The 21,401-nt window shown below is 68.9% G+C and carries 19 protein-coding genes and 1 pseudogene; 17 read left to right on the top strand and 3 right to left on the bottom strand.

Features of this window, described 5'->3' with window-relative positions; genetic code table 11:
• Positions 1–854 (top strand): annotated as a pseudogene (locus CG723_RS46565) (hypothetical protein); the annotation flags it as partial.
• Positions 855–883: 29 nt separating this feature from the next.
• Here the strand turns inward: CG723_RS46565 and CG723_RS37555 are convergent.
• The gene (locus CG723_RS37555; protein WP_100598021.1) at positions 884–1,225 is read right to left on the bottom strand and encodes a PASTA domain-containing protein; all 342 of its coding nucleotides are present in this window, start codon (positions 1,223–1,225) and stop codon (positions 884–886) included.
• Between the two features lie 65 nt (positions 1,226–1,290).
• Positions 1,291–1,797 (bottom strand): GNAT family N-acetyltransferase, encoded by a 507-nt coding sequence (locus tag CG723_RS37560; protein ID WP_100598074.1) that lies wholly within the window; start codon positions 1,795–1,797, stop codon positions 1,291–1,293.
• Positions 1,798–1,895: 98 nt separating this feature from the next.
• Between CG723_RS37560 and CG723_RS37565 the strand changes: the two genes are divergently transcribed.
• Both CG723_RS37565 and CG723_RS37570 read left to right on the top strand, forming a co-directional pair.
• The gene (locus tag CG723_RS37565) at positions 1,896–3,179 is read left to right on the top strand and encodes a geranylgeranyl reductase family protein (protein ID WP_100598022.1); all 1,284 of its coding nucleotides are present in this window, start codon (positions 1,896–1,898) and stop codon (positions 3,177–3,179) included.
• 180 nt (positions 3,180–3,359) lie between these two features.
• Positions 3,360–3,686, top strand: a complete 327-nt coding sequence (locus CG723_RS37570) for a putative quinol monooxygenase (RefSeq protein ID WP_100598075.1) — start codon at positions 3,360–3,362, stop codon at positions 3,684–3,686.
• 84 nt (positions 3,687–3,770) lie between these two features.
• Here CG723_RS37570 and CG723_RS37575 read toward each other — a convergent pair whose 3' ends face one another.
• The gene (locus tag CG723_RS37575; protein ID WP_234374714.1) at positions 3,771–4,577 is read right to left on the bottom strand and encodes a C40 family peptidase; all 807 of its coding nucleotides are present in this window, start codon (positions 4,575–4,577) and stop codon (positions 3,771–3,773) included.
• Positions 4,578–5,291: 714 nt separating this feature from the next.
• Between CG723_RS37575 and CG723_RS37580 the strand changes: the two genes are divergently transcribed.
• From CG723_RS37580 to nuoN, 14 genes are read left to right on the top strand one after another with little or no spacing between them, the layout of a single operon-like run.
• The gene (locus CG723_RS37580) at positions 5,292–5,651 is read left to right on the top strand and encodes an NADH-quinone oxidoreductase subunit A (protein WP_007383963.1); all 360 of its coding nucleotides are present in this window, start codon (positions 5,292–5,294) and stop codon (positions 5,649–5,651) included.
• A 13-nt stretch (positions 5,652–5,664) separates the two neighbouring features.
• The gene (locus tag CG723_RS37585) at positions 5,665–6,219 is read left to right on the top strand and encodes a NuoB/complex I 20 kDa subunit family protein (RefSeq protein ID WP_006133126.1); all 555 of its coding nucleotides are present in this window, start codon (positions 5,665–5,667) and stop codon (positions 6,217–6,219) included.
• Complete coding sequence (locus CG723_RS37590) at positions 6,216–6,956, top strand: NADH-quinone oxidoreductase subunit C (RefSeq protein ID WP_100598024.1); 741 nt, start codon at positions 6,216–6,218, stop codon at positions 6,954–6,956. The genes CG723_RS37585 and CG723_RS37590 overlap by 4 nt, the downstream gene beginning before the upstream one ends.
• Positions 6,956–8,290, top strand: coding sequence for an NADH-quinone oxidoreductase subunit D (locus CG723_RS37595; protein ID WP_100598025.1), 1,335 nt, complete (start codon positions 6,956–6,958; stop codon positions 8,288–8,290). The genes CG723_RS37590 and CG723_RS37595 overlap by 1 nt, the downstream gene beginning before the upstream one ends.
• Positions 8,287–9,165, top strand: a complete 879-nt coding sequence (gene nuoE, locus CG723_RS37600; protein ID WP_100598026.1) for an NADH-quinone oxidoreductase subunit NuoE — start codon at positions 8,287–8,289, stop codon at positions 9,163–9,165. Before CG723_RS37595 ends, nuoE begins: the two co-directional genes overlap by 4 nt.
• Positions 9,162–10,517, top strand: a complete 1,356-nt coding sequence (gene nuoF / locus CG723_RS37605; RefSeq protein ID WP_199842052.1) for an NADH-quinone oxidoreductase subunit NuoF — start codon at positions 9,162–9,164, stop codon at positions 10,515–10,517. Before nuoE ends, nuoF begins: the two co-directional genes overlap by 4 nt.
• Positions 10,514–13,012, top strand: coding sequence for an NADH-quinone oxidoreductase subunit G (locus tag CG723_RS37610; protein ID WP_100598028.1), 2,499 nt, complete (start codon positions 10,514–10,516; stop codon positions 13,010–13,012). The genes nuoF and CG723_RS37610 overlap by 4 nt, the downstream gene beginning before the upstream one ends.
• Positions 13,009–14,391, top strand: coding sequence for an NADH-quinone oxidoreductase subunit NuoH (gene nuoH / locus CG723_RS37615; RefSeq protein WP_100598029.1), 1,383 nt, complete (start codon positions 13,009–13,011; stop codon positions 14,389–14,391). The genes CG723_RS37610 and nuoH overlap by 4 nt, the downstream gene beginning before the upstream one ends.
• Positions 14,384–14,995, top strand: coding sequence for an NADH-quinone oxidoreductase subunit NuoI (gene nuoI / locus CG723_RS37620; RefSeq protein ID WP_100598030.1), 612 nt, complete (start codon positions 14,384–14,386; stop codon positions 14,993–14,995). Before nuoH ends, nuoI begins: the two co-directional genes overlap by 8 nt.
• Entirely contained in the window at positions 14,992–15,801 is an 810-nt protein-coding gene (locus CG723_RS37625) for an NADH-quinone oxidoreductase subunit J (protein ID WP_100598031.1), read from the top strand. The genes nuoI and CG723_RS37625 overlap by 4 nt, the downstream gene beginning before the upstream one ends.
• Entirely contained in the window at positions 15,798–16,097 is a 300-nt protein-coding gene (gene nuoK, locus CG723_RS37630) for an NADH-quinone oxidoreductase subunit NuoK (RefSeq protein WP_100598032.1), read from the top strand. The genes CG723_RS37625 and nuoK overlap by 4 nt, the downstream gene beginning before the upstream one ends.
• Before the next feature lie 14 nt (positions 16,098–16,111).
• Positions 16,112–18,013 carry an NADH-quinone oxidoreductase subunit L gene (nuoL, locus tag CG723_RS37635; RefSeq protein WP_100598033.1) on the top strand — a complete coding sequence of 634 codons (1,902 nt, stop codon included), beginning with the start codon at positions 16,112–16,114 and terminating at the stop codon, positions 18,011–18,013.
• A gap of 5 nt (positions 18,014–18,018) precedes the next feature.
• Positions 18,019–19,590 (top strand): NADH-quinone oxidoreductase subunit M, encoded by a 1,572-nt coding sequence (locus CG723_RS37640; RefSeq protein WP_100598034.1) that lies wholly within the window; start codon positions 18,019–18,021, stop codon positions 19,588–19,590.
• Positions 19,587–21,236: an NADH-quinone oxidoreductase subunit NuoN gene (gene nuoN, locus CG723_RS37645; RefSeq protein WP_100598035.1), complete on the top strand. Its 1,650-nt coding sequence runs from the start codon at positions 19,587–19,589 to the stop codon at positions 21,234–21,236. The genes CG723_RS37640 and nuoN overlap by 4 nt, the downstream gene beginning before the upstream one ends.
• The last annotated feature ends 165 nt before the right edge of the window (positions 21,237–21,401 follow it).

A 21,401-nucleotide genomic window follows, 5' to 3' on the forward strand; every position in this document is an offset into this window, starting at 1 on the left:
CGGCCGCCCTGCCGACGGCCACCGCCGCTCCCACGCCCACACCCACGCCTCCTCCCGGGCCCACCCCCGGCCCGGCCGCCCCCGCCCCCGTCTACGACCCGCACACCTTCCAGCTCGGTGTGCGGCCGGACGCCGCGCCCGCCAAGTCCCCGCGCCGCGCCGGGATCTGGGTCGCCACCATCGCGGGCGCTTTCGTCATCGGGGGCGGTGTGACGGCCGGCGTGCTGCTGCTCCAGGACAACGGCGGCAAGGACGACAAGGCGGGCCGCGACGACAGACCCGCCGTCAGCACCGAGCAGCCCGCCACGTCGCAGCAGCCGACCCCGGCGCCGAGCCCCACCCCGAGCGCGACGCCGGACCGGGCCACGGACCCCGCGCCGGACGCGACCCCGGACGCCACCGTTCCGTCCGGCTACCGCAAGGTCGCCGACCCCATGGGCTTCTCCTTCGTGATCCCCGACGTGTGGTCGCGCGAGGGCGTCGAGAACGGCAGCCAGATCACCTACGCGGGCAGCACCGGCGCCGAGCACTACCTCATCGGCGTCATCCCGAACGCGGGTTACACCTCGTACGACAACGTCCTCAACATGGAGAAGCACGCCAAGGAGGACAAGAAGAAGCAGGACTACCAGCGGATCGACCTGCGCCGGAACACCTTCCAGGGGCGGCAGGGCGCGATCTGGGAGTACACCTACCGCGACGAGGGCGGCCGGACGATGCACGGCATCGACCAGTCGTACGTCGCCGAGGACGGCACCGAGTACACGATCTTCCTCGTGGGGCAGCAGGACGTGTGTGCCGACCTGAAGAAGACGTACCGGACCGGCCTGGAGTCCTGGCGCCTGACGAACTGACCCGGCCGGGCGCCGCTGCATGCCGAGCGTTACGTGCCGACCACCGAGTACGTCCCGCCCGGTTCGTCCAGTTCGCGCTGCAGCCCGCCGCCGCGCGGTCCCGGCATGCGGGGCTCGTTCACCCCGGAGCCGCCGTGGCCCTCGCCGTCCGCCAGGTCGAACCAGACGGTGACGACGGCGCCGCGGGGCACCTCGGTGTCGGGCAGTGGGTACTGGCGTACGACGTAGTCGACCACGGTGAGACGGAAGTCGGGGCGGTCGGGCGCGGCCAGCTGCACGCCGCGCGCCGCCGCGGCCTCGCGCGCGTCGACGGCCATGAGGCCGACGAACTTCGGTACGCGCACTTCGGGCGTCTTGGGTGTAATGCGCACAGACTTCACCCCCAGCGGTACCCGAAGGGTAGCTCCGCCGGACCCCCGACCGGAAGCGGCAGGGCCTACAAGGCGAGCCTGAAGCAGAGGCCCGTGCGTGGGTCACCCGGGACGGTGAACGTTTCGGCGGGCTCCATGCCGAGGCGCCGCGTCACCGCCACCGAGCGCTCGTTGCGCGAGTCGACCATCGCCACCACGCTCCGTACACCCGCGGCCCGTACGCGCTCCAGCGTCGCCTGCGCGGCGGCCGTCGCGTAGCCGCGGCCCCAGTGCGCGCGCCCGAGCCGCCAGCCGATCTCGATCTCGCCCGCCGGACCCCAGGCGTGCGGCCAGGGCTGCGCGCCCGTGAAACCGATGACGTCGCCGTCCGGGTCGGTCATCGTCCACAGGCAGAAGCCGCGCTCCGCGTCATGCCGGCGCTGCCGGGCAGTCAGCTCCTCGTACACGGACAGCTCGGCAGCGGCCCCGCCGTGGAACTCCATGACCTCCGGGTCGTCGAAGACGCGGTGCCAGGCGAAGGCGTCCTCGTCGGTGGGGACACGCAGCTGTACATCAGGCAGAGCTCGGTTCACAGGGCGGCCCTTCGACTGGGTGATCAGTACCGCTGCATAGACTGCCCACATCCGGTGCCGCGCGGCACGCAGATTTCGAGTCTTCGGGAGAACCCGCCGTGACCGAGCCCCTCTCCGAGCACAGCGCAGATGTGATCGTCGTCGGGGCCGGGCCAGCCGGTTCGACGACCGCGTACTACCTGGCCAAGGCCGGACTCGACGTCCTCCTTCTTGAGAAGACCGCGTTCCCCAGGGAAAAGGTGTGCGGCGACGGCCTCACCCCGCGGGCCACCAAGCAGCTCGTGTCGATGGGCATCGACATCTCCGAAGAGGCGGGCTGGCTGCGGAACAAGGGTCTGCGGATCATCGGCGGCGGCGTCCGGCTCCAGCTGGACTGGCCGGATCTCGCCTCCTACCCGGACTACGGACTCGTCCGCAAGCGCGACGACTTCGACGAGCAGCTCGCCCGGCAGGCGCAGAAGGCGGGCGCGCGCCTGTACGAGCGCTGCAACGTCGGCGCCCCGATCATCGACGACCGCACGGGCCACATCACGGGTGTCAACGCCAAGCTCGGCGAGGAGAAGCGCGAAGTCACCTTCCACGCGCCCCTCGTCGTCGCGGCGGACGGCAACTCGACCCGTCTGTCCCTCGCGATGGGCCTGCACCGGCGCGAGGACCGCCCGATGGGCGTCGCGGTCCGCACGTACTTCACCTCGCCCCGCCACGACGACGACTACCTGGAGTCCTGGCTGGAACTGTGGGACCGCCGCGGCGCCCAGGACCGGCTGCTGCCCGGCTACGGCTGGATCTTCGGCATGGGCGACGGCACGTCGAACGTCGGCCTCGGCATCCTCGACTCCTCCGCCGCCTTCAAGGAGCTCGACTGGCGCGAGGTCCTGAAGGCCTGGTGCGCCTCGATGCCGGAGGACTGGGGCTACACCCCGGACAACATGACGATGCCGATCCGCGGCGCCGCCCTGCCCATGGCCTTCAACCGCCAGCCGCACTACACCAAGGGCCTGCTCCTGGTCGGCGACGCGGGCGGCATGGTGAACCCGTTCAACGGCGAGGGCATCGCGTACGCCATGGAGTCCGGCCAGATCGCGGCCGATGTCATCGTGCAGGCGCACGCCCGCGCGACCGACGCCCAGCGCGAACTCGCCCTCCACCGCTACCCGAAGGTCCTCAAGGACACCTACGGCGGCTACTACACGCTCGGCCGCGCCTTCGTGAAGCTCATCGGCAACCCGAAGGTCATGAAGATCGCGACGCAGCGTGGCCTGTCGCACCCGGTGCTCATGAAGTTCACGCTGAAGATGCTCGCCAACCTGACCGACCCGACGGGCGGCGACGCGATGGACCGCATCATCAACGGCCTGAGCAAGGTGGCGCCGAAGGCGTGAGCGGCCCGGACGCGCCCTGTCGGTGGGCTCTGCCGGCCGTCGCGCTCCGCGACCGGCAGCGGGCGCTCACGGCGCTCCTGCGGCGCTCGGCCCGCGCCGCGTAGGCACGGCTTTTCCGGCGCTCCCGGAATCGTGCGCGCCGAACTGGCCGAGCGGGGCGGCACGGAGCACCCTGGCTGCATGATTTTCATCGCCGTGAAGTTCACCGCCCGGCCCGAGTACGCCGACTCCTGGCTGGAGCACACCGCCGATTTCACCCGTGCCACGCGCGCCGAGGAGGGCAACCTCTTCTTCGACTGGTCCCGCAGCGTCGAGGACCCGAACCAGTACGTCCTCCTGGAGGGCTTCCGGGACGGGGACGCGGGGGCCGCGCACGTGGGCTCCGACCACTTCAAGGCCGGCCTGGAGACGATGTCCGGTCTGATCGCCTCCGTACCGGAGATCATCAATACGGAGATCCCGGGCGGCAGTTGGGGCCCAATGGGTGAATTGTCACCGAAGAGCTGATTCGCGAGCTACACGGAATTTGCTGGTTATACGGCAAAGGGCCATCACTCCCGAGAGGGGGTGATGGCCCTTTGCCGTGAAATCTCAGAGAACGCGAACCGCACCGCTCGCCGGGTAGCCGGACAGGTCCTGGATGACGACGCCCTTGGAGGGGTTCGCGGCGTCCAGGTACTGGCCGTTACCGATGTACACACCCACGTGGTACGCCGAGCCCGCGGCGCCCCAGTAGAGGAGGTCGCCGACCTGCAGGCTGTCGAGGGAGACCGGGGTGCCGGCCGTCGACTGGTCCTGCGAGACGCGCGGCAGGCTGATGCCGGCCTGCGCGAACGCGGCCTGGGTCAGGCCGGAGCAGTCCCAGGAGTTGGGGCCGGTGCCGCCCATGACGTACGCGTCGCCGAGCTGCGCCTTCAGGAAGGCGATGACGGACGCGACGCTGCCGCTGGCAGGGGCCACGACGTCGGACTTCGCGGAGGAGGCGGCGGAGAGGGTCGTGCGCTCGGCGGAGCGCGACGCACGCGCTTCCTCGGCCTTGCGCTTCGCCTCGGCCTCGGCCTTCTTCTTGGCCTCCGCCTTCTTCTCGGCGAGAGCCTGGTCCGACTTGGCCTGCTTCGCGGCCTTTGCGACGGCCTGGTCCTGCTCGGCCTGCAGCGCATAGGAGTTCGCGGCCTGCTGGGTGGCGTCCGCCGACTGGGCGACCTGAGCGGAGAGGTCCGCCGTGATGGTCGGCATCTCGATGGTCTCGGTCACCGGCTCGGCGGCAAACGCCGGGCCGGACGCACCGGCCACTGCCAGGGTGCTGAGTACGCCACCGGCAACTCCGGCGCGCAGGGCGATTTTCGACGCGCTGCGACGGGGCTTCCGGTGGCTGGGTATGTGAGCGGTGTGGGACATGAGTACAACCGCTATCAGGGCCTCCATGGTTCCTTCAAGAAACGTGTGGTGCGCCACAGTTGTCGTGAGAACGTTTGAATCCCGGGCGCGGCGGCCTTTATTGACGCCGTAACGGGCAATACGGACAGGGCTGATCAAGCCTGTGATCATGGGCTTTCTGTAATACGCCCGAATTGCCCTCGGCCTACCACTCGTTGATACCGATGGCCAAGCCCGGTTTCCAATCGATAACGGTCGCCGTGACGCAGGTCACAATGGGGCCGCCTTCGCGGTCGGACGCTCCTCGTGAGCGCGTGCCCGCGTCCACTTACGTCCACACCTCTCCCTCTGATGTGTGAACGGCGTCCGCTATCAGCCAGTTCTGTCCAGCGCCAATTTGCCTGGGCGCGCCACCTCTTGATATTGGGCCAGCGCTGTCACCTGGGGTAACGCGCCAAGATGTCACGTCTGGTGATCACTCAGGCGCTTCGCGTGTGAAGATCACCGCTCATCCGACTTCATGATCCTTCGTCAGGTGGTGGAGATCACAAAGCTGTTGGCGCACCCCGTGTCGCAGATCACAGACCGGCAGGCATAGGATGCGGGGCAGTTGGGCTTGTGACCTGCTTCACATGTGAGCGATCTTCGTACAACCGGGGGTGGCTTCGCGGGGAGCGGGAGGCGGGCCCCACGTATCCGCCAGCAGTCAGCGCCGACTGAGAGGAGCGAGGAGCGGTGAACGCGTATGCGCCCATCCTCGTACTGGGAGCCCTCGGGGCAGGCTTTGCGATCTTCTCCGTGGTCATGGCCACGCTTATCGGTCCAAAGCGATACAACCGGGCCAAGCTCGAGGCCTACGAGTGCGGTATCGAGCCGACCCCCACGCCGGCCGGCGGCGGGCGCTTCCCCATCAAGTACTACCTGACGGCGATGCTCTTCATCGTCTTCGACATCGAGATCGTCTTCCTCTACCCCTGGGCCGTCACCTTCGACGCCCTGGGTGTTTTCGGGCTCGTGGAGATGCTGCTCTTCGTGCTCACCGTCTTCGTCGCGTACGCGTACGTATGGCGGCGCGGCGGCCTGGAATGGGACTGAGGGGCCTTAAGCCATGGGACTCGAAGAAAAGCTGCCGAGCGGCTTTCTGCTGACCACCGTCGAGCAGGCCGCGGGCTGGGTGCGCAAGTCATCCGTCTTCCCGGCCACGTTCGGCCTGGCGTGCTGTGCCATCGAGATGATGACGACGGGCGCCGGCCGCTATGACCTGGCGCGCTTCGGTATGGAGGTCTTCCGCGGCTCGCCGCGGCAGGCGGACCTGATGATCGTGGCCGGGCGCGTGAGCCAGAAGATGGCGCCCGTCCTGCGGCAGGTCTACGACCAGATGCCGAACCCCAAGTGGGTCATCTCCATGGGCGTGTGCGCCTCGTCGGGCGGGATGTTCAACAACTACGCGATCGTGCAGGGCGTCGACCACGTAGTCCCTGTGGACATCTACCTGCCCGGCTGTCCGCCGCGGCCGGAGATGCTGATGGACGCGATTCTCAAGCTCCATCAGAAGATCCAGTCCTCCAAGCTCGGCGTGAACGCCGAGGAGGCGGCCCGTGAGGCGGAGGAAGCGGCGCTCAAGGCGCTCCCGACGATCGAGATGAAGGGGCTGCTGCGGTGAGCGACGCGGACAGCAACGGGGTCAACCCCGAGAAGGACCTCAGCGCGGCCAACCTCCCGGGGCAGCGGGGCGACCAGGGCGAGGAGATCCGCGTCCAGCGCGGCATGTTCGGCGCCAACAACGGCGGCGACACCTCGGGCTACGGCGGCCTCGTCCGCTCCGTACGGCTGCCGGGCGCCGCCACGCGGCCGTACGGCGGCTGGTTCGACGAGGTGGCCGACGAGCTGGAGGGGGCTCTGGAGGAACAGGGCCTCGTCCCCGAGAACGCCATCGACAAGACCGTCGTCGACCGCGACGAGCTCACGTTCCACATCGAACGCGAGTACCTGGTGCGCGTCGCCCAGACGCTGCGCGACGACCCGGCCCTGCGCTTCGAGCTCTGCACGGGCGTGAGCGGGGTGCACTACCCGGACGACAAGGGCCGCGAGCTGCACGCCGTCTACCACCTGCGCTCGATCACCCACAACCGGCTGATCCGTCTCGAAGTCAGCGCCCCCGACGCGGATCCGCACGTCCCCTCGCTGGTCGCCGTCTATCCGACGAACGACTGGCACGAGCGCGAGACGTACGACTTCTTCGGTCTGGTCTTCGACGGCCACCCGGCGCTGACGCGGATCATGATGCCGGACGACTGGCAGGGCTTCCCGCAGCGCAAGGACTACCCCCTCGGCGGCATCCCCGTCGAGTACAAGGGCGCCCAGATCCCGGCTCCGGACCAGCGGAGGTCGTACTCCTGATGTCTACTTCTTCTGCGGCATCGGCCGCTTCGGCGCGCGAGACGACCGAGGGGACCGTATATACGGTCACCGGCGGCGACTGGGACGAGGTCGTCCAGTCCGCGGCCAAGGCCGACGACGAGCGCATCATCGTCAACATGGGCCCGCAGCACCCGTCCACGCACGGCGTGCTCCGGCTGATCCTGGAGATCGACGGCGAGACGGTCACCGAGGCCCGCTGCGGCATCGGCTATCTGCACACGGGCATCGAGAAGAACCTCGAGTACCGCACGTGGACGCAGGGCACCACGTTCGTGACGCGCATGGACTATCTGACGCCGTTCTTCAACGAGACGGCGTACTGCCTCGCGGTCGAGAAACTTCTCGGCATCGAGAACGAGATCCCCGACCGCGCGTCGATCATCCGGGTACTCCTGATGGAGCTGAACCGGATGTCCTCGCACCTGGTCGCCATCGCCACCGGCGGCATGGAGCTCGGCGCCACGACGATCATGATCTACGGCTTCCGTGATCGTGAACTCATTCTCGATATCTACGAGCTCATCACCGGCCTGCGCATGAACCACGCGTACATCCGGCCCGGCGGACTCGCCCAGGACCTGCCGCCCGGCGCGGTGGACCAGATCCGCGAGTTCGTGAAGAAGATGTCGAAGAACCTTCCCGAGTACGACAAGCTCGCCACCGGGAACCCCATCTTCAAGGCCCGTATGCAGGACGTCGGCTATCTCGACCTCACCGGCTGCATGGCCCTCGGCGCCACCGGACCGATCCTGCGCTCGGCGGGCCTCCCGCACGACCTGCGCAAATCGCAGCCGTACTGCGGTTACGAGAACTACGACTTCGAGGTCCCGACCGCCGACACCTGCGACTCCTACGGACGCTTCCTGATCCGCCTGGAGGAGATGCGGCAGTCGCTGCGCATCGTCGAGCAGTGCCTGGACCGGCTCGCCCCGGGCCCGGTCATGGTCGGCGACAAGAAGATCGCCTGGCCGGCGCAGCTCGCGCTCGGCCCGGACGGCCTCGGCAACTCGCTCGACCACATCAAGCAGATCATGGGCACCTCCATGGAGTCCCTGATCCACCACTTCAAGCTGGTGACGGAGGGCTTCCGGGTCCCCGCCGGGCAGGCGTACTCCGCCGTCGAATCCCCCAAGGGGGAGCTCGGGGTGCACGTCGTGTCCGACGGCGGCACCCGCCCTTACCGGGTCCACTACCGAGACCCTTCCTTCACCAACCTTCAGGCCATGGCGGCGATGTGCGAGGGCGGCCAGGTCGCCGACGTCATCGTCGCCGTCGCGTCCATCGACCCCGTGATGGGAGGCGTCGACCGGTGACCACCACTCCTTCCGAGCAGGGCCAGGGCGTCAGCCTGGGCATGCCCCGACTGCCCGCGCCCGACTACCCGGACGACGTTCGAGCCAGGCTCGAGACGGACGCGCGCGAGATCATCGCCCGCTACCCGGGATCGCGCTCCGCGCTCCTCCCGCTGCTGCACCTCGTGCAGTCGGAGGAGGGCCATGTCACGCGCACGGGCATGCAGTTCTGCGCCGACATGCTGGGCCTGACCACCGCCGAGGTCACCGCCGTCGCGACGTTCTACACGATGTACCGGCGCAAGCCGAGCGGTGACTACCAGGTCGGGGTCTGCACGAACACGCTGTGCGCAGTGATGGGCGGCGACGCCATCTTCGAGGCCCTCCAGGAGCACCTGGGTGTCGGCAACGGCGGGACCACCGAGGACGGCAAGGTCACCCTCGAGCACATCGAGTGCAACGCGGCCTGCGACTTCGCGCCCGTCGTGATGGTCAACTGGGAGTTCTTCGACAACCAGACGGTGGGCAGCGCGAAGCGGCTGGTCGACGACCTGCGCGCGGGCGCGCAGGTCGAACCCACCCGCGGTGCCCCCCTGTGCACGTACAAGGAGACCGCGCGGATCCTCGCCGGCTTCCCGGACGAACGGCCCGGCGCCGTCGAGGCGAGCGGCAGCGCGGGACCTGCCTCGCTGATCGGCCTGCGCCTCGCCAAGGGGGAGGCCGCCCCCGCGCGGGTGGTCCATCCGCGCGACGGAGGCCCCCATCGGGACGCCGACAACGCGGCACCGCACGACACGTCGCCCGCCGAGCACCTGAGTTCGCACGACGCGCCGCAGGACACGTCGTCCTCCGATCCGGCCCACCCGGCGGGACCTGTCGCCGAGGAGGGGGAGTGATGACCTTGGCAGCCGAGATCAACAACGACACCAGCCCCGAGAAGCTGCTCTCGCCGGTCCTTTCGGCGTTCTGGGACGAGGACAAGTCCTGGTCCCTCGACGTCTACCGGAGGCACGACGGCTACGAGGGTCTGCGCAAGGCGCTCGCCATGTCGCCGGACGACCTGATCGCCTATGTGAAGGACTCGGGCCTGCGAGGCCGCGGCGGCGCGGGCTTCCCCACCGGAATGAAGTGGCAGTTCATTCCGCAGGGCGACGGCAAACCGCACTATCTGGTTGTCAACGCCGACGAGTCTGAGCCCGGGACCTGCAAGGACATCCCGCTCCTCTTCGCGAACCCGCATTCCCTCATCGAGGGGATCGTGATCGCGTGCTACGCGATCCGCTCTTCGCATGCCTTCATCTATCTGCGGGGCGAGGCCGTCCCCGTACTGCGACGGCTCCACGAGGCCGTACGGGAGGCCTACGCGGCGGGCTACCTCGGCGAGAACGTCCTGGGCAGCGGGCTGAACCTCGAACTCACGGTGCACGCGGGCGCGGGCGCGTACATCTGTGGCGAGGAGACCGCACTGCTCGACTCGCTGGAAGGCCGCCGTGGCCAGCCGCGGCTCCGTCCCCCCTTCCCCGCGGTCGCGGGGCTCTACGCGTGCCCCACTGTTGTCAACAACGTCGAGTCCATCGCGTCGGTTCCCGCGATCCTGAATCGCGGCAAGGACTGGTTCAAGTCGATGGGCAGCGAGAAGTCCCCGGGCTTCACGCTGTACTCGCTCAGCGGGCACGTCACCAACCCCGGCCAGTACGAGGCGCCGCTCGGCATCACGCTGCGCCAGCTGCTCGACATGAGCGGCGGCATGCGCCCCGGTCACCGCCTCAAGTTCTGGACGCCCGGCGGCAGTTCGACACCGATGTTCACCGACGAGCACCTCGACGTGCCCCTCGACTACGAGGGCGTCGGCGCCGCGGGATCGATGCTCGGCACGAAGGCGCTCCAGTGCTTCGACGAGACGACCTGCGTCGTGCGGGCGGTCACCCGCTGGACCGAGTTCTACGCCCACGAGTCCTGCGGCAAGTGCACACCGTGCCGTGAAGGAACGTACTGGCTCGTGCAGTTGCTGCGCGACATCGAGGCCGGCAAGGGCTTGATGGCCGACCTCGACAAGCTGAACGACATCGCCGACAACATCAACGGCAAGTCGTTCTGCGCGCTCGGCGACGGCGCCGCGTCCCCGATCTTCTCCTCGCTCAAGTACTTCCGCGAGGAGTACGAGCAGCACATCACGGGCAAGGGCTGCCCCTTCGACCCCGCCAAGTCGACCGCTTGGGCGGACCAGCGCACGGAGGTGAACGCATGACGGTAACCACAGGCGCTCCCTCCGGGGGCGGTGAGGCGGCGGTGCCGCCGGAAGATCTCGTCTCGCTGACGATCGACGGCATCGGGATCAGCGTGCCCAAGGGCACGCTGGTGATCCGCGCCGCCGAACAGCTCGGCATCGAGATCCCCCGCTTCTGCGATCACCCCCTGCTCGACCCGGCCGGCGCCTGCCGCCAGTGCATCGTCGAGGTCGAGGGCCAGCGCAAGCCGATGGCGTCCTGCACCATCACCTGCACCGACGGCATGGTGGTCAAGAGCCAGCTCAGCTCGCCCGTCGCCGAGAAGGCGCAGCGAGGCGTGATGGAGCTGCTCCTCATCAACCACCCGCTGGACTGCCCGGTCTGCGACAAGGGCGGCGAGTGCCCGCTGCAGAACCAGGCCATGTCGCACGGCCAGTCCGACTCCCGTTTCGACGGGAAGAAGCGGACGTTCGAGAAGCCGGTCCCGATCTCGCCCCAGGTCCTGCTCGACCGTGAGCGGTGTGTGCTCTGCGCACGCTGCACGCGGTTCAGCAACCAGATCGCCGGTGACCCGATGATCGAGCTGCTCGAGCGCGGCGCGCTCCAGCAGGTCGGCACCGGCGAGGGCGACCCCTTCGAGTCGTACTTCTCCGGGAACACGATCCAGATCTGTCCGGTCGGGGCGCTGACCTCGGCGGCGTACCGATTCCGCTCCAGGCCCTTCGACCTCGTGTCCTCGCACAGCGTGTGCGAGCACTGCGCGGGCGGCTGTGCGACCCGCACGGACCACCGGCGCGGCAAGGTCATGCGGCGCCTCGCGTCGCCGGACCCCGAGGTCAACGAGGAGTGGGTCTGCGACAAGGGCCGCTTCGGGTTCCGTTACGCGCAGAAGCCCGACCGGCTGACCACGCCGCTCGTCCGTAACGCGGACGGTGTCCTCGAGCCCGCTTCCTGGCCCGAAGCCCTGGATGTCGCGGCCCGGGGTCTGCTGTCGGCCCGCGGTCGTGCCGGGGTCCTGACCGGTGGCCGGCTCACCGTTGAGGACGCGTACGCGTACAGCAAGTTCGCGCGCGTGGCGCTCGACACGAACGACATCGACTTCCGCGCGCGCGTGCACAGCAGCGAGGAGGCCGACTTCCTGGCGGCGCGGGTCGCCGGACGCGGGCGTGACCTCGACGGTGTCGGGGTCACGTACACGTCTCTGGAGAAGGCGCCCGCTGTCCTCCTCGTCGGGATCGAGGCCGAGGAGGAGGCGCCCGGCGTCTTCCTGAAGCTGCGCAAGGCGTGGCGCGGGCACGGCCAGCGGACGTTCGGGCTCGCCCCGTTCGCGACCAGGGGCCTGGAGAAGGCGGGCGGCACGCTGCTGCCGGCCGCTCCGGGCACCGAGACCGAGTGGCTGGACGCACTCGCCTCCGGCTTCGGCCTGGAGGACGGCGGCGCCGAGGCGTCCCAGGCGCTGCGTGCCGAGGATGCCGTCATCGTCGTCGGCGAGCGGCTCGCGTCCGTGCCGGGCGCCCTGACCGCCGTCGTACGGGCCGCCACGGCGACCGGCGCCCATCTGGTGTGGATTCCGCGCCGGGCCGGGGAGCGCGGCGCGATCGAGGCGGGCGCCCTGCCGTCGCTTCTTCCCGGCGGACGTCCGGCCACCGACCCGCGCGCGCGGGAAGAGGTGGCCGCCGTCTGGGGAGTGTCCGAACTCCCGCACCGCTACGGGCGCGACACGGGCCAGATCGTCGAGGCCGCCGCCGGCGGCGAGCTGCGGGCCCTGGTCGTCGCCGGTGTCGAGGTCGCGGACCTGCCCGACCCGGCACGCGCGCGTGAAGCACTGCACGAGGTGGCGTTCGTCGTCTCCCTGGAGCAGCGTCCCAGCGAGGTCACCGACCACGCGGACGTCGTGCTTCCGGTCGCCGCGGTCGCCGAGAAGGCGGGCACGTTCCTCAACTGGGAAGGCCGGGCACGCCTCTTCGAGGCCGCGCTCAAGCCCGACCAGATGACGCGATCCCTGGCGCCCGCAGACGCGCGGGTCCTCCAGATGCTCGCGGACGCCATGGACGTACACCTGGGCCTGCCGGACCTGCGGGCCGCGCGGGGGGAGTTCGACCGCCTCGGCGGGTGGAGCGGGCTCCGCGCGACGGACTCGCTGGAGACGGCCTCGCAGCTGCCGCGGCCCGCGTCCGGTGAGGCCGTCCTCGCGGGGCACCGGCTGCTGCTCGACCAGGGCCGCCTCCAGGAGGGCGACGACGCGCTCGCCGGCACGCGGCACGCGGCACGCGCGCGTGTGTCGGCCGCCACGGCTGCCGAGGCGGGCGTCAAGGACGGCGACGAGCTCGCCGTCACCGGACCGGCGGGGACGACCCGACTCCCGCTCCAGGTCACGGAGATGCCGGACCGCGTGGTGTGGCTTCCGCTGAACTCCACCGGCGGGGGCGTGGCCTCCGACACGGGGGCCGTGCCCGGCGCACTCGTCCGGATCGGTCCCGCGGGCATCGACGAGGCCAAGGAGGTGCAGTCATGATCCCGCTCGCTTTGGAAGACCTCTCGCTGTTCGGCCGCGATCCCTGGTGGCTGGTCGCGGTCAAGGCGGTCTTCTGCTTCGCCTTCCTGATGGTGACCGTGCTCTTCTCCATCGTGTGGGAGCGCAAGGTCGTCGCCTGGATGCAGCTGCGCATCGGCCCCAACCGGCACGGCCCCTGGGGCATGCTCCAGTCGCTCGCCGACGGCATCAAGCTGATGCTGAAGGAAGACGTCGTCGTCAAGCGCGCCGACAAGGTGGTCTACATCCTGGCCCCGGTCGTCGCCGCCATCCCGGCGTTCATGGCGATCGCCGTGATCCCCTTCGGGCCGTCCGGCAACGAGGTCTCGATCTTCGGCCACCGCACCACGATGCAGCTCACCGACCTGCCGATCGCGATGCTCTACATCCTCGCGGTCGCCTCGGTCGGCATCTACGGGATCGTGCTCGCGGGTTGGAGTTCCGGATCGACCTACCCCTTGCTGGGTGGTCTGCGGTCCTGCGCCCAGATGATCTCGTACGAGATCGCGATGGGCGCGGCCTTCGCGTCGGTGTTCCTCTACTCCGGGTCGATGTCCACCTCGGAGATCGTCGCCCAGCAGCACGACCGCTGGTACATCGTGCTCCTGCCGGTCTCGTTCCTCATCTACATCGTGACGATGGTCGGCGAGACGAACCGCGCGCCGTTCGACATGCCGGAGTCCGAGGGCGACCTCGTCGGCGGCTTCAACACCGAGTACTCGTCGATCAAGTTCGCGCTGTTCATGCTCGCCGAGTACGTGAACATGGTGACGGTCTCGGCCGTGTCGGTGACGCTCTTCCTGGGCGGCTGGCGGGCCCCGTGGCCGGTGTCCACCTTCTGGGAGGGCGCGAACCACGGCTGGTGGCCGATGCTCTGGTTCGTCATCAAGGTCCAGCTGCTGCTGTTCTTCTTCATCTGGCTGCGCGGCACGCTCCCGCGCGTGCGCTACGACCAGCTGATGAAGCTCGGCTGGAAGGTCCTCATCCCGGTCTCCGTGGTCTGGCTGATGCTCGTCGCCACCGTGCGGACCCTGCGGAACGAGAACTACTCCTTCTGGCCCATCGCCCTGTACGTGAGCGCAGGCGTTCTCACCCTGCTGCTGCTCTCGTTCCTCGTCGACATCTTCAGGGACCGCGGCGGCAAGGAACGCGAGGCGCGGGAGGCGGCCGAACAGGCCGCGGCCTTCGACCCGATGGCAGGCGGCTTCCCGGTCCCGCCGCTGCCCGGCCAGACTCCGCCGGCCGTGCCGCGCCGACGCCCGCGCGGGGAGCGGGAGTTGATTGTCAGTGGCGGACCGGATACTGCCAGTGACGAAACCGGTGAGAGTCCCAGTGACGGAAAGGAGGCGTCCCATGGCTGACGAGTCGACGGAGGGCGGGCAGACCAAGCCCGGCTTCCAGAATCCCGTGGCCGGCTTCGGCGTGACCTTCAAGGCCATGTTCAAGAAGCGGCTGACGGAGCAGTACCCGGAGCAGCCCAAGACCACGGCCCCGCGCTTCCACGGCCGGCACCAGCTCAACCGTCATCCGGACGGCCTGGAGAAGTGCATCGGCTGCGAGTTGTGCGCCTGGGCCTGTCCCGCGGACGCCATCTATGTGGAGGGCGCGGACAACACCGACGAGGAGCGCTACTCGCCGGGCGAGCGCTACGGCCGCGTCTACCAGATCAACTACGCCCGCTGCATCCTGTGCGGCCTGTGCATCGAGGCGTGCCCCACGCGCGCGCTGACGATGACGAACGAGTTCGAGCTCGCCGACAGCAGCCGCGAGAACCTGATCTACACCAAGGAGCAGCTGCTCGCCGGACTCGAGGAGGGCATGGTCGAATCGCCCCACTCGATCTTCCCCGGCACGGACGAGCAGGACTACTACCGGGGTCTGGTGACGGAGGCCGCGCCCGGCACGGTCCGTCAGGTCGCCGTCTCCAAGGGCGAGAAGCCCGAACCCGAGGGGGCGGAGGCATGAGCCAGCTCGCCGCCTACGCGACCTCCACGGGTGAGGCCTTCCAGTTCTGGGTCCTCGGCACGGTCGCCGTCATCGGCGCCCTGTGCACGGTCCTGATGAAGAAGGCGGTGCACAGCGCGCTGTGCCTCGCCGGGACCATGATCATCCTGGCGGTCTTCTACCTGGCCAACGGCGCGTACTTCCTGGGCGTCGTCCAGATCATCGTCTACACCGGCGCGATCATGATGCTGTTCCTCTTCGTGGTCATGCTCGTCGGTGTCACCGCGGCGGACTCCTTGAAGGAGACCATCAAGGGGCAGCGCTGGCTGGCCCTGCTGTGCGGACTCGGCTTCGGGATCCTGCTCCTCGCGGGCATCGGGAACGCCTCGCTCCACCAGTTCAGCGGACTGGGCAAGGCGAACGCCGGGGGGAACGTGGAAGGGCTCGCCGCCCTCATCTTCACGAAGTACGTCTTCGCCTTCGAGATCACCGGCGCCCTGCTGATCACGGCCACCCTCGGAGCCATGGTGCTCACGCACCGAGAGCGCATCGAGCGGGCCAGGACGCAGCGGGAGATGGCCGAGCAGCGCGTGCGCGAGGGCAAGCACCTCCCGCCGCTGCCCGCCCCGGGTGTCTACGCCCGGCACAACGCGGTCGACATCGCGGGCCTGCTCCCCGACGGCACCCCGTCGGAGCTCACGGTCATGCAGACGCTGCGCGAGCGCGGTCAGATCCGCGACGTGTCGGACGAGGCGCTCGGTGATCTGAAGGCCCTGGAGCAGCGCTCGGCCGAGCGCCTTGAGCGGACCGAGGAGGCGTCGAAGTGAATCCGGTCAACTACCTGTATCTCGCCGCCCTGTTGTTCACGATCGGCGCCACCGGCGTGCTCATCAGGCGGAACGCGATCGTTCTGTTCATGTGCGTCGAGCTGATGCTCAACGCCTGCAACCTCGCGTTCGTCGCGTTCTCCCGGATGCACGGCAATCTCGACGGCCAGATCATCGCCTTCTTCACGATGGTCGTCGCCGCCGCGGAGGTCGTGGTCGGGCTCGCGATCATCGTGTCGCTGTTCCGTTCCCGCCACTCGGCCTCGGTCGACGACGCCAGCCTGATGAAGCTGTAAGGGGTCGCTGCACAGTGGAAAACCTGATTGCGCTGCTGGTAGCGGCGCCACTGCTCGGAGCGGCCGTACTGCTGTGTGGCGGACGGCGGCTGGACCGTGTGGGCCATCTGCTCGGCACGCTGCTCTCGGCCGCCTCCTTCGTCATCGGCGTCCTCCTTTTCGCCGACATGCTCGGCAAGAGCGCCGACGACCGCACCTTCACCCAGCACCTGTTCAGCTGGATCCCGGTCGAGGGCTTCCAGGCCGACGTCTCCTTCCAGCTGGACCAGCTGTCGATGACGTTCGTGCTCCTGATCTCCGGTGTGGGCACGCTGATCCACATCTACTCGATCGGGTACATGGAGCACGACGAGCGGCGCCGCCGCTTCTTCGGCTACCTGAACCTGTTCCTCGCGGCGATGCTGCTCCTGGTCCTCGCCGACAACTACCTGCTCCTGTACGTCGGCTGGGAGGGCGTGGGCCTCGCCTCGTACCTCCTGATCGGTTTCTGGCAGCACAAGCCCAGCGCGGCGACCGCGGCGAAGAAGGCCTTCCTGGTCAACCGCGTCGGCGACATGGGCCTGTCGATCGCCATCATGCTGATGTTCACGACGTTCGGGACGTTCGCCTTCGCGCCGGTCCTGAAGGCGGCGGAGGAGCACCAGGGCGGCGGCGCGACGCTGACGGGCATCGCCCTGATGCTGCTGCTCGCCGCGTGCGGCAAGTCCGCCCAGGTGCCGCTGCAGTCCTGGCTCGGTGACGCGATGGAGGGCCCGACCCCGGTCTCGGCCCTCATCCACGCCGCGACCATGGTGACCGCCGGTGTCTATCTGATCGTCCGCTCCGGCGCGGTGTTCAACGCGTCGCCGGACGCACAGCTCGTCGTCGTCATCGTGGGTGCGGTCACGCTCCTGTTCGGTGCGATCGTCGGTTGCGCGAAGGACGACATCAAGAAGGCGCTGGCCGGCTCGACGATGTCGCAGATCGGGTACATGGTGCTGGCCGCGGGCCTCGGCCCCATCGGCTACGTCTTCGCGATCATGCACCTGGTGACGCACGGCTTCTTCAAGGCGGGCCTCTTCCTCGGCGCCGGTTCGGTCATGCACGGCATGAACGACGAGGTGGACATGAGGAAGTACGGCGCCCTCAGGAAGTACATGCCGGTCACGTTCGTCACGTTCGGGCTCGGCTATCTCGCGATCATCGGCTTCCCAGGTCTGTCCGGCTTCTTCTCCAAGGACAAGATCATCGAGGCGGCGTTCGCGAAGGGCGGCACGGAGGGCTGGATCCTCGGATCGGTGGCCCTGCTCGGCGCGGCCATCACCGCGTACTACATGACGCGCGTGATGATCATGACCTTCTTCGGTGAGAAGCGCTGGCAGCCGGACGCGGAGGGCCACGAGCCGCACCCGCACGAGTCGCCGAAGTCCATGACGATCCCGATGATCGTGCTCGCCGTCGGATCCGTCTTCGCGGGTGGCTTCTTCAGCATCGGCGACCGCTTCCTGCACTGGCTGGAGCCGGTCACCGAGCACAGCCACGGGGACGCGCCGATCAGTGCCACGACCGTCACCGCCGCCACCATGGTGGTCCTGGTGATCGGCGCGGGCCTGGCCTACCTCCAGTACGCCCGGCGCCCGGTCCCGGTCGTCGCCCCACGCGGCTCGCTGCTCACCCGGGCCGCCCGCCGTGACCTCCTCCAGGACGACTTCAACCACGTGGTCCTGGTCCGCGGCGGCGAGCACCTCACCCGCTCCCTGGTCTACGTCGACCACACCCTGGTCGACGGCGTGGTCAACGGGACGGCGGCCTCGGTCGGCGGGCTCTCCGGCCGGCTGCGCAAGCTCCAGAACGGCTACGCCCGCTCGTACGCCGTCTCGATGTTCGGCGGTGCGGCACTCATCGTCGCCGCGACCCTGCTGATGAGGGCGGTCTGATAGCAATGTCCTTTCCTCTGCTGACAGCGACGGCGGTGCTCCCCGCCGTGGGAGCCATCGCCACGGCTGCCGTACCGGCCGCGCGGCGCACGGCGGCGAAGTGGCTGGCGCTGCTCGTCTCGCTCGCCACGCTGGTGCTGGCCGCGGTCGTGCTCGTGCGCTTCGAGCCCGGCGGCGCCCGCTACCAGCTCACCGAATCCCACTCCTGGATCAAGGACTTCGGGGTGCGGTACGAGCTGGGCGTGGACGGCATCGCGGTGGCGCTCATCGCGCTCACCGCCCTCCTGATCCCGTTCGTGATCCTCGCGGGCTGGCACGACGCCGACCCGCAGGAAACGGGAAGTTCGAGGTGGCGCCCGACGCAGGGCTTCTTCGCCCTGATCCTCGGCGTCGAGGCGATGGTGGTCATCTCCTTCGAGGCCACCGACGTCTTCCTCTTCTACATCTTCTTCGAAGCCATGCTCATCCCGATGTACTTCCTCATCGGCGGCTTCGGGGACCGTGCCCACGCGGGCAGCGACGAGAACGCGGCGGCCCAACGCTCTTACGCCGCCGTGAAGTTCCTGCTCTACAACCTCGTCGGCGGCCTCATCATGCTGGCGGCCGTGATCGGTCTCTACGTGGTGGCGGGGAACTTCTCGCTCCAGGAGATCGCCGCCGCGCGGGCCGACGGCTCGCTGCACATGGCGACCAGCACCGAGCGCTGGCTCTTCCTCGGCTTCTTCTTCGCCTTCGCGGTGAAGGCGCCGCTGTGGCCGCTGCACACCTGGCTGCCGAACGCGATGGGGGAGGCCACCGCCCCGGTCGCCGTCCTCATCACGGCGGTGGTCGACAAGGTCGGCACGTTTGCGATGCTCCGCTTCTGCCTCCAGCTCTTCCCGGAGGCCTCGAAGTGGGCGACGCCGGTCATCCTCGTACTGGCCCTCATCAGCATCGTCTACGGGGCGCTGCTCGCGGTCGGCCAGCGGGACATCAAGCGCCTGGTGGCGTACGCGTCGATCTCGCACTTCGGGTTCATCGTCCTCGGCATCTTCGCGATGACGAGCCAGGGCCAGTCGGGCGCGACGCTCTACATGGTCAACCACGGGATCTCGACGGCCGCCCTGATGCTGGTGGCGGGCTTCCTGATCTCGCGCCGTGGCTCGCGCCTGATCGCGGACTACGGAGGCGTGCAGAAGGTCGCCCCGGTGCTCGCCGGCACGTTCCTGATCGGCGGCCTCGCGACCCTCTCGCTGCCGGGCCTCGCGCCCTTCGTGAGTGAGTTCCTGGTCCTGGTCGGCACGTTCTCGCGCTACCCGGTGATCGGGATCATCGCGACCTTCGGCATCGTGCTCGCCGCGCTCTACACGCTCGTCCTCTACCAGCGGACGATGACGGGCCCGGTGAAGCCGGAGGTCTCGTCCCTGCCGGACCTGCGCGTGCGGGAACTCGCGGTGGTCGTTCCGCTGATCGCCGCGCTGATCTTCCTGGGCGTCTACCCGAAGCCGGTCACCGACCTGGTGAACCCGGCGGTCAAGCAGACCCTGTCCGACGTACACAAGAAGGACCCGAAGCCAGCGGTGGAGGCGGCCAAGTGAGCGCAGCAGCCGTCCACAGCCTGTGGACAACGGCGGCCGATCCCATTTCCAAGATCGACGCGCCAAAGATCGAATATGGCCAATTGTCGCCCACCTTGATCGTCCTCGGTGCGGCGGTCCTCGGGGTCCTTGTCGAGGCGTTCGTGCCGCGCAAGTCCCGCTACTACGTCCAGGTGTTCCTCGCCGTCGTCGCCCTGGCCGCCGCGTTCGCCGCGGTGGTCGGGCTCGCGGCCGGCGGGTACGGCACCACGAAGGCGCACATCGCGGCCATGGGCGCGATCGCCGTCGACGGCCCGGCCCTGTTCCTCCAGGGCGTGATCCTGCTGACCGGCCTCGTCGCGATCTTCACCTTCGCCGAGCGCCGTCTGGACCCGGAGGCGCACGGCAACCGCGTCGACTCGTTCGCCGCGCAGGCCTCGTCCGTGCCCGGCAGCGACAGCGAGAAGGCCGCCGTCAAGGCCGGGTTCACCACCACCGAGGTGTTCCCGCTCGCGCTCTTCGCGATCGGCGGCATGCTGGTCTTCCCCGCGGCGAACGACCTCCTGACGCTGTTCATCGCCCTGGAAGTCTTCTCCCTGCCGCTCTACCTCCTGTGCGCCGTGGCCCGCCGCAAGCGGCTCATGTCGCAGGAGGCCGCGGTCAAGTACTTCCTCCTCGGCGCCTTCGCCTCGGCGTTCACCCTGTTCGGCATCGCCCTCCTGTACGGGTACGCGGGCTCCGTGTCGTACGCGACGATCGCCGACGTCGTCGACGGATCGATCCAGAACATCGACCCGGCGCTCGCCGACACCATGGGGAACGACGCGCTGCTGCTCATCGGCGTCGCCATGGTCGTCATGGGCCTGCTGTTCAAGGTCGGCGCCGTGCCGTTCCACATGTGGACCCCGGACGTCTACCAGGGCGCGCCGACACCGGTCACCGGCTTCATGGCGGCCGCCACGAAGGTCGCCGCCTTCGGCGCCCTCCTGCGGCTTCTGTACGTGGTCCTGCCCGGCCTGCGCTGGGACTGGCGGCCGGTCATGTGGGCCATCGCGATCATCACGATGCTGGGCGGCGCGATCGTCGCGATCACCCAGACCGACATCAAGCGGCTCCTCGCGTACTCGTCGATCGCGCACGCCGGATTCATCCTCGCCGGTGTCATCGCCACCACGCCCGACGGCATCTCGTCCGTGCTCTTCTACCTGGGCGCGTACTCCTTCGTGACCGTCGGCGCGTTCGCCGTGGTGACGCTGGTCAGGGACGCGGGCGGCGAGGCCACGCACCTGTCGAAGTGGGCGGGGCTCGGACGCCGCTCGCCGCTGGTCGCGGCCGTCTTCGCGGTGTTCCTGCTCGCCTTCGCCGGTATCCCGCTGACCTCGGGCTTCGCCGGAAAGTTCGCCGTGTTCAAGGCGGCGGCGGAGGGCGGGGCCGGCGCGCTCGTCGTGGTCGGTGTGATCTCGTCGGCCATCGCGGCGTTCTTCTACATCCGGGTGATCGTGCTCATGTTCTTCAGCGAGCCGAAGGCGGACGGCCCGACGGTCGCGGTGCCCTCGCCGCTGACCATGACCACGATCGCGGTGGGTGTGGCGGTCACGGTGGTGCTGGGCCTCGCGCCGCAGTACTTCCTGGACCTGGCGAACCAGGCGAGCGTGTTCGTGCGGTAACCGCGCCACGCACCGTCGTCACCGCCCGGTGTCCCCGCGAGGGGATGCCGGGCGGAGGCGTTCCGGGACCCCGGCCGGGAGGTGACTTCACCCCCAGCCTGTGGATAACTTTTCGGGCTGTCGGTGCGGAGCCCTATCGTGGCAGCAGTGGTCGAACCACAAAGT

Origin of the sequence: Streptomyces sp. CB01635 (genome assembly GCF_002803065.1) — a bacterium.
Classification (GTDB): Bacteria; Actinomycetota; Actinomycetes; order Streptomycetales; family Streptomycetaceae; genus Streptomyces.